This is a genomic window from Rhizobium sp. J15, from assembly GCF_002531825.1.
Classification (GTDB): domain Bacteria; phylum Pseudomonadota; class Alphaproteobacteria; order Rhizobiales; family Rhizobiaceae; genus Rhizobium.
Genome location: NZ_NWSX01000002.1, coordinates 161717 through 177208 on the forward strand (window position 1 = coordinate 161717; position 15492 = coordinate 177208).

The 15492-nt window shown below is 62.2% G+C and carries 12 protein-coding genes; 5 read left to right on the forward strand and 7 right to left on the reverse strand.

Features of this window, described 5'->3' with window-relative positions:
• Nucleotides 1-47 precede the first annotated feature (47 nt).
• Nucleotides 48-1247, reverse strand: a complete 1200-nt coding sequence (locus tag CO670_RS02750) for an NAD(P)/FAD-dependent oxidoreductase (protein ID WP_097588875.1) — start codon at nucleotides 1245-1247, stop codon at nucleotides 48-50.
• Nucleotides 1248-1356: 109 nt separating this feature from the next.
• Here CO670_RS02750 and CO670_RS02755 point away from each other — a divergent pair, with 109 nt between their 5' ends.
• The 5 genes from CO670_RS02755 to edd all read left to right on the forward strand — a co-directional run bounded on the left by CO670_RS02755 (nucleotide 1357) and on the right by edd (nucleotide 8305).
• Nucleotides 1357-2793: a glutamine synthetase family protein gene (locus tag CO670_RS02755; RefSeq protein ID WP_097588876.1), complete on the forward strand. Its 1437-nt coding sequence runs from the start codon at nucleotides 1357-1359 to the stop codon at nucleotides 2791-2793.
• Between the two features lie 8 nt (nucleotides 2794-2801).
• Nucleotides 2802-4097, forward strand: coding sequence for an FAD-binding oxidoreductase (locus CO670_RS02760; RefSeq protein ID WP_097588877.1), 1296 nt, complete (start codon nucleotides 2802-2804; stop codon nucleotides 4095-4097).
• Nucleotides 4098-4231: 134 nt separating this feature from the next.
• Nucleotides 4232-5707 (forward strand): glucose-6-phosphate dehydrogenase, encoded by a 1476-nt coding sequence (gene zwf, locus CO670_RS02765; protein ID WP_097588878.1) that lies wholly within the window; start codon nucleotides 4232-4234, stop codon nucleotides 5705-5707.
• A gap of 10 nt (nucleotides 5708-5717) precedes the next feature.
• Nucleotides 5718-6416, forward strand: a complete 699-nt coding sequence (gene pgl / locus CO670_RS02770) for a 6-phosphogluconolactonase (protein ID WP_088688827.1) — start codon at nucleotides 5718-5720, stop codon at nucleotides 6414-6416.
• 68 nt (nucleotides 6417-6484) lie between these two features.
• Nucleotides 6485-8305, forward strand: a complete 1821-nt coding sequence (edd, locus tag CO670_RS02775) for a phosphogluconate dehydratase (protein ID WP_088688828.1) — start codon at nucleotides 6485-6487, stop codon at nucleotides 8303-8305.
• An 81-nt stretch (nucleotides 8306-8386) separates the two neighbouring features.
• Here edd and CO670_RS02780 read toward each other — a convergent pair whose 3' ends face one another.
• From CO670_RS02780 to CO670_RS02805, 6 genes are all read right to left on the reverse strand, one after another.
• Complete coding sequence (locus tag CO670_RS02780; RefSeq protein WP_020920408.1) at nucleotides 8387-8740, reverse strand: hypothetical protein; 354 nt, start codon at nucleotides 8738-8740, stop codon at nucleotides 8387-8389.
• 176 nt (nucleotides 8741-8916) lie between these two features.
• The gene (gene ugpC, locus CO670_RS02785) at nucleotides 8917-10005 is read right to left on the reverse strand and encodes a sn-glycerol-3-phosphate ABC transporter ATP-binding protein UgpC (protein ID WP_088688829.1); all 1089 of its coding nucleotides are present in this window, start codon (nucleotides 10003-10005) and stop codon (nucleotides 8917-8919) included.
• 21 nt (nucleotides 10006-10026) lie between these two features.
• Nucleotides 10027-11679 carry an alpha-glucosidase gene (locus tag CO670_RS02790; RefSeq protein ID WP_097588879.1) on the reverse strand — a complete coding sequence of 551 codons (1653 nt, stop codon included), beginning with the start codon at nucleotides 11677-11679 and terminating at the stop codon, nucleotides 10027-10029.
• Between the two features lie 34 nt (nucleotides 11680-11713).
• Nucleotides 11714-12877 carry a carbohydrate ABC transporter permease gene (locus tag CO670_RS02795; protein WP_088688831.1) on the reverse strand — a complete coding sequence of 388 codons (1164 nt, stop codon included), beginning with the start codon at nucleotides 12875-12877 and terminating at the stop codon, nucleotides 11714-11716.
• 1 nt (nucleotide 12878) lies between these two features.
• Nucleotides 12879-13892 carry a sugar ABC transporter permease gene (locus CO670_RS02800; protein ID WP_088688832.1) on the reverse strand — a complete coding sequence of 338 codons (1014 nt, stop codon included), beginning with the start codon at nucleotides 13890-13892 and terminating at the stop codon, nucleotides 12879-12881.
• 182 nt (nucleotides 13893-14074) lie between these two features.
• Nucleotides 14075-15436, reverse strand: a complete 1362-nt coding sequence (locus CO670_RS02805) for an ABC transporter substrate-binding protein (protein ID WP_097588880.1) — start codon at nucleotides 15434-15436, stop codon at nucleotides 14075-14077.
• Nucleotides 15437-15492 lie beyond the last annotated feature (56 nt).

The window sequence follows — 15492 nt, forward strand, 5'->3', positions numbered from 1 at the left end:
TCGAGATTGCTAATATATGCCGGAGCCGCGTGCAGAAAAACAAAGCTTCAGGCGTATTCGCCCGCGGCAAAACCGGAGGCCCAGGCCCACTGGAAATTATAGCCGCCGAGCCAGCCGGTAACGTCCACGCATTCGCCGATGAAATAGAGGCCGGGAACGGCCTTGGCCTCCATGCTGCGGGAATCGAGCGCCGCCGTATCGATGCCGCCGAGCGTCACCTCGGCCGTGCGGTAGCCTTCCGAGCCGGAAGGCTTGACCGGCCAGCTCTGGGCGCTGGCGGCAAGGCGCATGAGCGTCTTGTCGGGCAAGTCGGCCATGTTGCCGGAGATCTTTTCGCGCTCGACGAGAAACTGCCCCAGCCGCTTCGGCAGGATCTCGCCAAGCGCCGTCTGCGCCGACTGGCGGCCATTGCGCTGCTTTGCCGCCTTCAGCTGCGCCGCAATGTCGATCTCCGGTTCGATCGCAACGACGATCTCGTCGCCCTCGCGCCAGTAGGAGGAGATCTGCAGGATCGCCGGCCCGCTGAGGCCCCGATGGGTAAACAGCAGCGCCTCGCGGAAAGCGGTCTTGCCATGGCGGATTTCGGCCGGAGCGGAAATGCCGGCAAGCGGGGCGATGGCCTCGAGCAGGCCGGGATCGAGGGTCAGCGGCACGAGGCCGGGGCGAGTTTCCAGCACGGGCAGGCCGAACTGTTCGGCAAGGCGATAGGCAAAGCCGGTGGCGCCCATCTTCGGGATCGATTTGCCGCCGGTCGCAACGATCAGCGACGACGCTTCATAGACGCCCTCGCCGGTCGAGATGCGGAAGCTGCCCCCTGCCCTTTCGACGCCTGATATCTCGGTGCCGAGATGCAGCGCCGCGCCGGCCGCGCGCATCTCGTCGAGCAGCATGCGGATGATATCCCTGGCGCTCTCGTCACAGAAGAGCTGGCCGAGCGTCTTCTCATGCCAGGCGATGCCGTGGCGCTCGACCATGGCGATGAAATCGGCCGGCGTGAACCGGGCAAGCGCCGACTTGCAGAAATGCGGATTGGCCGAGAGGAAATTCTTCGGTCCGGCATGGATATTGGTGAAATTGCAGCGGCCGCCGCCGGAGATGCGGATCTTTTCGCCGGGCGCTATCGCATGGTCGAGAACCACGACGGAACGGCCGCGTTTACCCGCGCGGATGGCCGCCATCATGCCCGCCGCCCCGGCGCCGATGACGATGACGTCGCTCTTGCGCTGCAAACCCGTTTCCCCGATCAAAAGTCGCGTCTTCTTTTTCCATCAAAGGGCGAAAGTCAACGTTCCCAACCCCTCGCCAATTGCCACAGTCCGGTTATGATGGCGCCAAGATCAACCAAACCGGTGTGTCATGTCCCCAAAAAAGACGACGCTGAAGCCTGCCAGAAACGTATCCGCCTCGACGAAGACACCTCCGGACCCCGGATCCCTGCGCGGCGTTGCGAACTGGAAGGAAGCGGCGCAGTGGCTGAGAGCCAGGGGCATCGAAGACATCGAATGCATCACGCCCGACCTTGCCGGCGTGCCGCGCGGCAAGATGATGCCGAGCTCGAAATTCACCTCGAACACCTCGCTGGCGCTGCCCTCGGCAATCTACCGGCATACGATTTCGGGGGAATATCCCGAAGAGACAGAGAGCTTCCGCTACGAGCCGCGCGACAGCGACCTGAAGCTGATGCCCGATCTTTCGACACTTTCGGTCGTGCCCTGGGAGACCGACCCGACGGCGCAGGTGATCTGCGACATCGTCGATTCGGACGGTGGGGAAGTGCCCTATACGCCGCGCAACGTGCTGAAGCGGATCATGAGCCTCTATCACGACCGCGGCTGGAAGCCGATCGTCGCGCCCGAGATCGAATTCTACCTCGTCGCCAAGAATGACGATCCCGACTATCCGCTGCACCCGCCGAAAGGCCGGTCCGGCCGCTCGATCCTCGGCGGCCAGGGTTATTCGATCGCCGGTATCAACGAGTTCGACGAACTGATCGACGACATCTACCATTTCTCGGAAAAACAGGGGCTGGAGATCGACACGCTGATCCATGAGGAGGGACCGGCCCAGCTCGAAATCAACCTGCGCCACGGCAATCCGATCGAGCTTGCCGACCAGGTGTTCCTGTTCAAGCGCACGATCCGCGAGGCGGCGCTGAAGCACGACATCTATGCGACCTTCATGGCCAAGCCGATGCAGGGCCAGCCGGGTTCGGCGATGCATATCCACCAGTCGGTGGTCAATATCGAGACGGGCAAGAACGTCTTCTCCAATGCCGATGGCTCGGCCTCGAAGGAATTCTTCCATTTCATCGGCGGCATGCAGAAATTCGTGCCGAGCGCGATGGCGATGCTTGCCCCTTACGTGAATTCCTACCGGCGCCTGCAGCCCGACATGTCCTGCCCGGTCAACAATGCCTGGGGCTACGACAACAGGACGACGGCCTTCCGTGTTCCGGTTTCCGATCCGCAGGCAAGGCGCGTCGAAAACCGGCTGCCGAGTTCGGACGCCAATCCGTACCTGGCGCTCGCCGCTTCGCTGGCGGCCGGTCTGCTCGGCATCATGAAGCAGATCGAGCCGACGGCGCCGACAGAGGATTCGGCCAATGAAGGCTCGATCGATCTGCCGCGCGGCCTCTTGGAAGCCGTGGCGCTGATGGAAGACGAACCCGCCTTCGAAGAGGTCTTCGGTTCGCAGTTCATCGGCCTTTATGCCGGCGTCAAACGCGGCGAATTCGAAACCTTCATGCAGGTGATCAGCCCCTGGGAGCGGGAATTCCTTCTGCTCAACGTGTGAGGCATATCATGGCATCGCAGGAGATGTGGCAGAGCCCGATCGCGCCCGGGCTATCCTGGTATCAGGCAACGGTCGGCGAGCGGCCGACCTATCCCGCTCTCGACGGGTCGAGAACATGCGACGTCGCCATTGTCGGCGGCGGCTATACCGGTCTGCAGGCCGCCTATAATCTCGCCAAGTCAGGCGTTTCGGTGGTCCTGATCGAGGCCTGCCGCTTCGGCGACGGGGCGTCCGGGCGCAATGGCGGCCAGCTCGGCACCGGCCAGCGGTGGTGGCCGGAAGAGCTCGAGGAAAAGATCGGCTACCAACGCTCGAAGGCGCTGTTCGATGTTGCCGAGGCGGCCAAGCACCATCTCCTCGATTTCGCAAGAGAGCATCAGATCGAGATCGACTTCGTGCCCGGCCAGCTCAACGTCGCCCACAAGGCGAGCTACGAACGCGACTATCGTCAGAATGCCGAGATCGCCGCGCAACGCTACGACTATCCGCATATCAGCTTCATGGACGGGAAAGAGACACAGGAAAGGCTCGGCTCGAAGCGCTTCCACTGCGGCGTGCGCGATGTCGGCACCGGCCATATCCATCCGCTGAAGCTGCTGATCGGGCTCGCCCGGGTCGCCGCCAATGCGGGCGCTGATATCTTCGAGATGACCAAGGCAACGGCGCTCCGTCAGGGCGGCGGCAAGGTGACGATCGAAACCGAGAGAGGGACGATCACCGCAGATCGGGCGCTGATCGCCTGCAACGGTCATATCGGCAATCTGGAGCCGGTGACGGCAAGCCATGTCATGCCGATACGCTCCTTCATCGGAGCCACCGTTCCGCTCGACGGGCATCCCGACGTGCTGCCGGGGGGCGAGGCCGTGGCCGATTCGCGCTTCGTCGTGCGCTACTTCCGCAAATTCGAAGGCCGCCTGCTGTTCGGCGGGCGCGAGGCCTATACGGCAGACAATCCGCGAGACATTTCGCAGCATATCCGCAGGCAGATCAGCGAGATCTATCCCGCCCTGAAAGACATCGAAATCACCCATGCCTGGGGCGGCTCGGTCGGCATCACCATGCCGCGCGAACTCTTCGTGCGCGAGGTCATGCCCGGCGTCACCTCGATCGGCGGTTATTCCGGCCATGGCGTCATGCTGTCAAACTATTGTGGCAAGCTCTACGCGGAAGCGGTGCTTGGCAAATCCGGCGATCTCGACCTGTTCAAATCGCTCGATATTCCAGCCTTTCCCGGCGGAGCCCGCATGCGGGCGCCGTTGCTTTTCCTTGCCTTGTCGTGGTTTGCCCTTCGCGACAAGTTTTAGTCCGATTGCGGATTTCCTCTTCGGGAAATTCGCTCTAAAACCGGTGCCTGACAGATTCATTGCACTGCACACTGGCTTTTTTAAATCGATTAGATTAAAAGGGCCGTCAACCAGCATGATTGAGAGACAAGCTCATGAGCAGCCAGATCATTCCCGTTGAGCCTTTTGATTACGTCGTCTTCGGCGGCAGCGGCGATCTTGCCGAGCGCAAGTTGCTGCCCGCCCTCTATCATCGTCAGATCGAAGGCCAGTTCGGCGAACCGACCCGCGTGATCGGCGCCTCGCGCAGCCCGCTGACGCATGAGGAATACCGCAAGTTCGCCCGCGACGCGCTCAAGGAGCACTTGAAGAAGGGCGAATATAACGACACGGAAGTGGAGAAGTTCTGCGCCCGTCTCTACTACGTCTCGGTCGATGCGCGTTCGGATACCGGCTGGGATCAGCTGAAGAAGCTGCTCGATGAGAGCAAGGATCGCGTGCGCGCCTTCTACCTCGCGGTGGCGCCCGGCATTTTCGGCGATATCGCCCAGAAGATTCACGACCACAAGCTCATTACGAAGTCGACTCGCATCGTCGTCGAAAAGCCGATCGGCCGCGATCTGGCGTCTGCCCTGCAGCTCAACGACAATATCGGCCGCGCCTTCAAGGAAGAGCAGATCTTCCGCATCGACCATTATCTCGGCAAGGAAACGGTGCAGAACCTGATGGCGCTGCGCTTTGCCAATGCGCTCTACGAGCCGCTGTGGAATGCCAACTATATCGACCACGTGCAGATCACCGTTGCCGAAGCCGTCGGCCTCGAAGGGCGCGCCGGCTATTACGATACTGCCGGCGCCCTGCGCGACATGGTGCAGAACCACATCCTGCAGCTCCTCTGCCTGACGGCGATGGAAGTGCCCTCCTCGATGGATTCGGAAGCCGTCCGCGACGAAAAGCTGAAGGTGCTGCGGGCGCTGAAGCCGCTCGACGCCTCCAATGTCGAGCAGGCGACGGTGCGCGGCCAGTATCGCGCCGGCGCATCGGGCAGCGGCCCGGTCAAAGGCTATCTCGAAGAGCTCGAAGGCGGCGTCTCCAACACCGAGACCTTCGTCGCCATCAAGGCCGAGATCAACAACTGGCGCTGGGCGGGCGTTCCCTTCTACATCAGAACCGGCAAGCGCCTTGCCGGCCGCGTTTCGGAAATCGTCATCACCTTCAAATCGATCCCGCATGCGATCTTCGACCAGGCCGCCGGCCGCATCAGCCAGAACCAGCTGATCATCCGCCTGCAGCCGGACGAAGGCGTCAAGCAGTCGCTGATGATCAAGGATCCGGGCCCGGGCGGCATGCGGCTGCGCAATGTTTCGCTCGACATGAGCTTCGCCCAGGCTTTCAATGTCCGCAATCCCGACGCCTACGAGCGTCTGCTGATGGACGTGATCCGCTCCAACCAGACCCTGTTCATGCGCCGCGACGAAGTCGAAGCCGCATGGAAATGGGTCGATCCGATCCTCAAGGGTTGGGAAACGACCGGCCAGCAGGTGCAGGGCTATACGGCCGGCACCTGGGGCCCGAGCCAGGCCATCGCACTGATCGAGCGTGACGGCCGCACCTGGCACGACAACATCTAGGAAGACATCGATGGCATCGACCCTGCATTCCTTCGCCAGTGCCGCAGACCTCGCCGACAGTCTCGCCGATAAGGTCGCTAACACACTTTCGGCGGCGATCGCCGCCCGCGGAGCGGCCTCCATCGCCGTTTCCGGCGGCTCGACGCCGAAAGTCTTCTTCCAGGTGCTGTCGACGCGCGACATCGCCTGGGACAAGGTGACGATCACCCTCGTCGACGAACGCTTCGTGCCGGCCGACAATGCGCGCTCGAACCACCTGCTGGTCGATGCCAATCTTCTTCAGAACAAGGCCAAAGCGGCCCGTTTCGTGCCGCTCTACCAGCCGGCGGCTTCCGTCGAGGAGGCAGCAAGGCTTGCAACGGCGAAAAGCGCCGAGATCGGCATCCCTTTCGATGTCGTCATCCTCGGCATGGGCGGAGACGGCCATACGGCGTCGTTCTTCCCCGGCGGCAGCAATCTGCGCCTCGCGCTCGATGCGCAGACGCCGCGCGGCATCATCACCATGGAAGCGGAAGGAGCCGGCGAGCCACGCCTGACATTCACCTTCTCCGCTCTCGAAGATGCCAAACTTCTCATTCTCCATATTGAGGGCGAAGGCAAAAAAGACGTTCTCGCCAAGGCGGAAGGCAGCGGTGACGAGGCAGAAATGCCGATCCGCGCCGTTCTGCGCCGGGCCACTTCCCCGGTCGAGATCTACTGGGCTCCCTGACACGGCCCGACAGGCCGCCGGAACCAGCGAACAGACAGAGACGAACCAGAACAAGGCAGGGATTTTCCATGTCCGCTCACGCACGCATTGCTGCGATCACGAACCGTATTGTCGAACGCTCGAAGCCGACCCGCGAGCGCTATCTGGAACGCCTGCGCGCCGCAGCGTCCCAAGGTGTCCAGCGCTCGGTACTCGGCTGCGCCAATCTCGCCCATGGCTTCGCAGTCTGTTCCCCCGCCGAGAAGGACGCGCTCGCCGGCGACCGCATTCCCAATCTCGGCATCATCACCGCCTATAACGATATGCTCTCGGCCCATCAGCCGTTCGAGACCTACCCCGCGATCATCCGCGAGGCGGCCGCCGAGGCCGGCGGCGTCGCCCAGGTGGCCGGCGGCGTGCCCGCCATGTGCGACGGCGTCACCCAGGGGCAGCCGGGCATGGAGCTCTCGCTCTTCTCGCGCGACCTGATCGCCATGGCCGCCGGCGTCGGCCTCTCGCACAACATGTTCGATGCCGCCCTCTTTCTCGGCGTCTGCGACAAGATCGTGCCGGGCCTCGTCATCGCCGCCCTCTCCTTCGGGCATCTGCCGTCGATCTTCGTTCCGGCCGGTCCGATGACGACGGGCCTGCCCAACGACGAGAAGTCGCGCGTGCGCCAGCTTTTTGCCGAGGGCAAGGTCGGCCGCGCCGAGCTCCTGGAGGCGGAATCGAAATCCTATCACGGCCCCGGCACCTGCACCTTTTACGGCACGGCCAATTCCAACCAGATGCTGATGGAGATCATGGGCTTCCACATGCCGGGCTCCTCCTTCATCAATCCCGGCACGCCGCTGCGCGAAGCGCTGACGCGCGAAGCCGCCAAGCGGGCGCTGGCGATCACCGCGCTCGGCAACGAGTTCACGCCGGCGGGCGAGATGATCGACGAGCGCTCGATCGTCAACGGCGTCGTCGGCCTGCATGCGACCGGCGGTTCGACCAACCACACGCTGCACCTCGTCGCCATGGCGCGGGCAGCCGGCATCCAGCTCACCTGGCAGGACATCGCCGAGCTTTCGGAAGTCGTGCCGCTGCTTGCGCGCGTCTATCCGAACGGACTTGCCGACGTGAACCATTTCCAGGCGGCCGGCGGCATGGGCTTCCTCATCAAGGAGCTCCTGAAGCAAGGCCTGGTGCATGACGACGTGCGCACGGTCTTTGGCCAGGGTCTAGAAGCCTATACGGTCGATGCCCGTCTCGGCGAAAACAGCACCGTGCTCCGCGAGCCGTCGCCGGAAAAGAGCCATGATCCGAAGGTGCTCTCCAGCATCGAGACGCCTTTCCAGGCGAATGGCGGATTGAAGATGCTGCGCGGCAATCTCGGCAAGGCGGTCATCAAGATCTCCGCCGTCAAGCCGGAGCGCCATGTCATCGAGGCGCCGGCGATCGTCTTCCACAGCCAGCAGGAACTGCAGGACGCCTTCAAGGAAGGCAAGCTCAACCGCGATTTCGTCGCGGTCGTGCGCTTCCAGGGACCGAAGGCGAACGGCATGCCGGAACTGCACAAGCTGACGCCGCCGCTCGGCGTGCTGCAGGACCGCGGCTTCCGCGTGGCGCTTCTGACCGACGGGCGCATGTCCGGCGCATCCGGCAAGGTGCCGGCGGCGATCCACGTCACCCCGGAAGCGGTCGATGGCGGCCCGATCGCCCGCATCAAGAACGGCGACATCATTCGCCTGGACGCGATCAAGGGAACGCTGGAAGTGCTGGTCGATGCGGCCGACATGGCCGAGCGCGAACCGGTGACCGTCGATCTCTCCGACAATGAATTCGGCATGGGCCGCGAGCTCTTCGCGCCGTTCCGCCGCGCCGTCGGCGCCTCGGATCAGGGGGCCAGCGTTCTCTTCCACTGAACGCGACCAACGCAAACAAGCAAAAACCCGCGAGGCGCGAAGCGTCCCGCGGGTTTTCTTTATTGTCAGTCCGGCTGTCCGTCAGGCGCGGATATCGAGGACGTAATCCTTGTGCGCCGGGTGCGTGCTGTAGACGAAGATCTTGTTCAGCTCCTTCTGCGTCAACAGGCGCAGGAAACGGACTTCGATCGTGTTGTTGGCATTCACCTTCATCAGCAGGCAGCCGACCTTGGTGATGCGCGCATCCGGAATATCCAGATAGAACTGCTTCGGCAGGCTGAACTGGGTCAGAATGGCGAGCGTCGCGCTACTCATCGAAATACGGACGATGTCGCAGCGGCGCGACGCCGCGTGCATGACGCCCTTTTCCGTATATTCGATGCGCGCGGCATTCATTGTGTCCTCCATTTTGAACCGCGCTTCGCGGTCATACATGAAGGATTCTTCCTTGCTCAGGAAATGAGACTTTGGCTGTGACGGATTGGAAGCGGCCACGTGCTTATCCCCCTCATAAATTGACTGGGAAAAGGTAGCAGCCGATCTTTAACAGAAAGTGATAATTCGCTCCGCCAAGTATAATTCCCGGGATTATTACCCCAAAAATGGCTCGCTCATTTCCTGTAAGTGTGGCCGCTCGCGTCGAAGAGATGCAGTTTCTGCCGGTCGGCGGCAAACCGCATCTTCTGGCCCTTGTGGACATCGTAGATGCCGGGCAGCTTGACGACGATCGGCTCGCCGGGGACAAGACCTTCGATGTAAAGCAGCGTCACTTCGCCGAGCGCCTCGACGATCGAGACCTCGCCCTCGAAAACATAGTCGGCGCCGTCGGCGATCCTCAGATCCTCGGGACGGACGCCGAAGCTCGCCTGCTTGCCCTTCTCGGAGGTGTCGGTCGCGATATCGAGCGTCACCGACATGCCGCCGGTCAGCGTCACGGTCGTCTCATTGCCGGTTGCAGTGATCGTCGCGGGGATGATGTTCATGGCCGGCGAACCGATGAATTTCGCGACGAAGAGGTTGGCGGGGCGCTCGTAAAGCTCCAGCGGCGCGCCGACCTGCTCGATATTGCCGGCGGAGAGGACGACGATGCGGTCGGCGAGTGTCATCGCCTCGACCTGATCGTGGGTGACGTAGATCATCGTCGTATCGGCCATCTGCTCGTTGAGGCGGGCGATCTCGATGCGGGTCGCGACGCGCAGCGCGGCATCGAGGTTCGACAGCGGCTCGTCGAACAGGAAGACCTTCGGATCGCGGCAGATGGCGCGGCCAATCGCCACGCGCTGGCGCTGGCCGCCGGAAAGCGCCTTCGGCAGGCGGTCGAGATATTTGGTCAGCTGTAGGCTCTCGGCCGCCGCACGGACGCGGCGGTCGATCTCCTGCTTGCTTTCGCCGGCGATCTTCATGCCGAAGGCCATGTTGTCGTAGACGGTCATGTGCGGGTAGAGCGCGTAGGACTGGAAGACCATGGCGATGCCGCGCTTGGAGGGCGGCACGTCGTTGACGAGCTGGCCGTCGATATACATCTCGCCGCCGGTGATCGCCTCGAGACCGGCGATCATGCGCAGAAGCGTGGATTTGCCGCAGCCGGACGGACCGACGAAGACGATGAATTCGCCTTGCTTGATATCGAGGTCGATGCCGTGGAGAACGTCCACGGAACCGTAGGATTTGCGAATATCCTTCAGCGTCAGTCCAGTCATTTCTCTCTCCCCTCCTGATCCTTAGGCGAGACGGGCGAAATACGCCCCCCAGGCCGGAATATCGATCTTGTCGCCATAGTTGTTGCTGGTAAAGCCATGGCCCGTCAATGCCTGCCATTCACCGGCAGGCAGCGTGACGCCCGTTTCGGCCGGGCTCATGTTGAAGATGCAGAGCAGCTTCTCATCGCCATATTCGCGGGTGAAGACCAGAGTCTCGCCCTGCACCTCCTCGAATTCGATCTCGCCCTTGGCAAAGGCCGGGTGAAGCTTGCGGAAGGCGATGAAGCGGCGGTAGTGCTCGAGCACGGAAGTCTCGTCGCCCTGCTGGACGTTGACGGCGCGCAGGATGTGTTCGACCGGCACCGGCAGCCAGGGCTTGACGGTTGAGAAGCCGCCCTGGGCGACGTGGCTGTCCCAGACCATCGGCGTGCGGCAGCCGTCGCGGCCCTTGAATTCCGGCCAGAACTGGATGCCGTAGGGATCCTGCAGATCCTGATAGGCGAGATCGGCCTCCGTCAGCGCCAGTTCCTCGCCCTGATAGAGGCAGACCGAGCCGCGCAGCGTCAAAAGCAGCGAGGCATAGAGCTTGGCGAAAGCGTCGTGATCGGCAACCAGTCCGCCCCAGCGGCTGACATGGCGCACGACGTCGTGGTTGGAGAAGGCCCAGCAGGCCCAGCCATCGGGTGCGGCGGCTTCGAAATCCTGCATCACCTCCTCGACGCGCTCCGGCGTCAGCGGATCGGGCGCCAGGAATTCGAAGGCGTAGCACATGTGCATCTTGTCGTTGCCGGACGTGTATTCGCCGACGATTTCCAGCCCGCGCTGGCTATCGCCCACCTCGCCGACGGCGGCAATCGCCGGGTATTCCTCGAGAACGGCGCGGAAGCGCTTGAGGAAGGCAAGATTCTCCGGGCGGTTCTTGTCGTAGATATGCTCCTGGAAATTATAGGGATTGACCGCCGGCGCGGTCGAGGCGTTGCGCCTTTCGGGGGCAAGCGCCGGGTTGTCGCGCAGGAGCGGGTCGTGGAAATAGAAATTGATGGTGTCGAGGCGGAAGCCGTCGACGCCGCGGTTGAGCCAGAAGCGTACGACGTCGAGCAGACGGTCCTGCACCTCGGGATTATGCAGGTTCATGTCCGGCTGCGAGGTCAGGAAATTATGCAGGTAATATTGCATGCGCGTCGGATCCCACGCCCATGCCGAGCCACCGAAGATCGAGAGCCAATTGTTCGGCGGCGTGCCGTCCGGCTTGGCATCGGCCCAGACATACCAGTCGGCCTTGGCGTTGGTCTTGCTGGAGCGGCTCTGGACGAACCAGGGGTGCTGATCCGAGCTGTGGGAGATGACGAGGTCGATCATCACCCGGATGCCGAGGCGATGGGCTTCCGATATCAGCGTGTCGAAATCCACCAGCGTGCCGAAAATCGAATCGACGTTCTCATAATCGGAAACGTCGTAGCCGAAATCCCGCATCGGCGAGGTGAAGAAGGGCGAGATCCAGATCGCATCGGCGCCGAGGCTTGCCACATGCGGCAGGCGGGCGGTGATGCCCTTCAGGTCGCCGATGCCGTCGCCGTTCGAATCCTGGTAGGAACGCGGGTAGATCTGATAGATCACCGCGCCGCGCCACCAGTCCTTATCGGCGGTCAAGATCGATTGGGGAGCCACGTTCATGGAATATCCTGTCTGAAGTCACGTTCGGGAATGATCAGCCTCCCTTGACCGAGCCCGCCAGCAGACCGCGCACCAGATAACGCTGCAGCCCGAAGAAGACGAGCAGCGGCACGACGATGGTGACGAAGGCTGACGCCGTCAAAATCTCCCAGTTGCCGCCGCGCGAGCCGAGCAGCGCGTTCAGGCTGCCGGTCAGCACGATGTGGTCCTTGTCGGTGCCGAGGAAGACCATGGCGACGAGCAGGTCGTTCCACACCCACAGGAACTGGAAGATGGCGAAGGAGGCGAGCGCCGGGAAGGACAAAGGCAAAACGATGCGGGTGAAGATCTCGAAATCGCTCGCGCCGTCGACGCGGGCGGATTCGATGATCTCCTTCGGCAGGCCGGCGATATAGGCCCGCAGGAGAAAGATGGCGAGCGGCATGCCGAAGGCGGTATGGGCAAGCCAGATGCCGGGATAGGTCTTCGACGGCTGGCCGAGCATGTTGCCGACTTCGTTATAGAGACGCAGCAGCGGGATCAGCGACATCTGCAGCGGCACGACGATGAGGCCGACGACGAGCGCAATCAGCAGCGCCCGGCCGGGAAACTCCATCCAGCTCAAGGCATAGGCGGCGAAGGCGGCAATCAGGATCGGGATGATCGTCGCCGGGATCGTCACCGTCAGCGAATTGATGAAGGATTGGCCGATGCCTTCGCCTCTCAGAACCGTATTGTAGTTCTGCGTCGTGAATTCGGGCGGCGCCGAGACGGAAACGTAGATGCGCCGCGGCCGCTCGTCAGGCGAAAAGGCGGCGTTCTTCATGTAGCGATAGCTGCCGTCGCTGTTGATCTGCAGCGTTTCGCCGTCGCCGAGATCGGCGGTCGTGCCGGCATCGTAGGCGGCCGGCTGCTGCACGCGGTTGCCGAAGGCTTTCACGGAACGGCCGGTCTGTCCTTCCAGCACATTGCCCGAAATGACGTAGTTGGCGCCTTCCTGCTGTTGCTGGTCAGGCGTGCCCAGGCGCACTGCAACGGTCTGCGTCGAGCCGACGAAGGACGTCCACCAGCCGGACACGACGATCTGGTCCTTGTCGCGCAGCGCGCTGACGAAGATGCCGAGCGTCGGGATGAGCCAGACGATGACGATCAAGAGAACCGCAAGGTGAACGAAGAGCCGGGCGGGGCCGATCTTGAAGTAGCTTCCGACAGCGGTCATCTCAATGGCCCTTCAGTTCGCGGTTGGCACGGCGCACGTTCCAGATCATGATCGGCGTGACGGCGAGCATGATGATGATGGCGATGACGGCGCTTCGGCCGGAATCGCCGCCGCCGCGGAACATCCAGTCGAACATCAGGTTCGCCAGCACCATCGTCTGCCATTGGCCGTTGGTCATGGTCAGCACGATGTCGAAGACCTTGAGGACGAGGATGGTGATCGTCGTCCAGACGACGGCGATGGTGCCCCAGACCTGCGGCACCATAATGCGCCAGAAGATCTGCCAGCCATTGGCGCCGTCGATGACGGCGGCCTCGATCGTCTCCTCGGGAATGCCGCGCAGAGCGGCCGACAGGATGACCATGGCGAACCCGGTCTGAATCCAGATCAGGATGACCATCAGGAAGAAATTGTTCCAGAAGGGAACCGAGATCCACACTTCAGGCGTGCCGCCGAACAGCTGGACGATGGCATTCAGCAGGCCGATCTGGACATCGTTGCCGCCGCGATATTCATAAATGAATTTCCAGATGACCGAGGCGCCGACGAAGGAGATCGCCATCGGCATGAAGACGATGCTCTTGGCGATATTGCCCCACCAGATGCGGTCGGTCATCACGGCGATGACGAGGCCGAAGAAGGTGCAGGCGGCCGGCACGACGGCGAGCCAGAGGATGTTGTTGAAGATCGACTGACGGAATTCGCGGTCGCCGATCGCCCATTTGTAATTGGCGAGGCCGACGAACTGCAGGCCGGCGCGATCGTAGAAGGACAGGATGAAGGTCGCGACGACGGGATAGACGAGATAAACGAAGAGCAGGAAGAGCGCCGGGCCGAGAAACAGCCACGGCCGGATGACTGCACGGCGATTGAGATTGCGCGATGCGGTGCGAATGTCACCGTCCTTTACCGGCAGCGCCAGGTCCAGGATCTTGTTCGAAAAATAGAAATAGGCCGAGCACGCGAAAACGGCGACGACCACGACGCCCAAAGCGGACACTATCTGCGACAGCATTACGTCCCTCCCCTGCTTCCCCTGATCTTATTCCGACCGGTTTATTCTGACGGGTCAGCGCCGGTCATCGTCAATAAGCCTGCCCCACTTGACCACAGTATCCTCGGATGGCCGGACTCTTTTGAATCCGGCCACTCATGCAGACCATGCCGCCGGCAAGCCGGCGGCATAATTCCGGAAGATTACTTGATGCCGTCCCAGGCGCTCTGGATTTCGCCAGCGGCCTCTTCTGCGGACTTGCCGCCGACGAAATCGACCATGCCCGTCCAGAAGGCGCCGGCGCCGATCTTGCCCGGCATCAGGTCGGAACCGTCGAAGCGGAAGGTGGTGGCGGAGGTCAGAATCTCTCCTTCCTTCTTCATCTGCGGATTGGCGTAAGCCTCGGTGCTGACACCCTTGTAAGGCGTCAGGAAGCTCGACTGCGCCATCCAGATCTCATGCGCGATCGGCGTCTTGAGGAAGTCGATGAAGGCGCGGGCGGCCTTCGAGTCCTTGGCGATCGAGACGAGCGTGCCGGCGCCCAGAACCGGCTTGCCGAGTTCGGGATGCGACGCATAGGTCGGCATGTAGAAGAAGTCGGCATCCTGGCCGAGCTTCGTGCCCTCCGGGAAGAAGGACGGGATGAACGAGGCCTGGTGGTGCATGTAGCACTTCGGCGGAACGGCGAAGAGGCCCTTCGGGCTGTCGCGGAAGTCGGTCGAGGCCACAGCCGCGACACCGCCATCGACGTATTTCTCATTCTTGGCAAACTTGCCGAATTCGTCGATCGCGGCAACGACGGCCGGATCGGTGAATTTCAGCTCGTTCGTCGTCCACTTGTCGTAGGCTTCCGGCGGCTGCATGCGCAGCATGATGTCTTCGACCCAGTCGGTCGCCGGCCAGCCGGTGGCGCCGCCGGAACCGAGGCCGATGCACCAGGGAACCCCGCCGTCCTTGACGATCTGATCGGTCAGGGCGTGCAGCTCTTCCATGGTCGTCGGAATCTTGTAGCCGGCTTCCTCGAAATTCTCCGGTACATACCAGACGAGCGACTTCACATCGGCCTTGTAGGGGAAGGCATAGAAGGATTCCTTGCCGTCCTTGCCCTTGTAGGTGCCGTAACCGACCCAGCTGTCGCCGGCGCCGTAATTATCCTTGATCCACTTGGAATTGTCGTCGCCGAGCGGCGTCAGGAAACCCTTGCCGGCGAGATCGGCAAGAAGGCCCGGCTGCGGCAGAATGGCGATGTTCGGCGGCGAGCCTGCCTGGGTGTCGATGACGATCTGCTGTTCGTAGTTTTCGGACGAGGAGTATTTGGCTTCGATGCCGGTCGCTTCGGTGAAATAGGCGAGAACGCTCATGAAGAACGCCTCGTCCTCGCCGCGCCACGGCCCGAAGATCGTCAGCGGCTGGCCCTTCAGATCGGCATGGGCAGCCTTGAATTCGTCATAGCTCTTCCAGTTGAACTTGGCATCCTGCCCGGGCGCAAATTTCAGATCGGCCGCGGACGCAGCACCAGCAAAAAGCGCCGCCACGGCAACGCCCATCAAAAACGTCTTCTTCATGTGATCAACCTCCCATCACAATCCCAACCGCGCCAAATTCCTTCAAAGGGAAATTT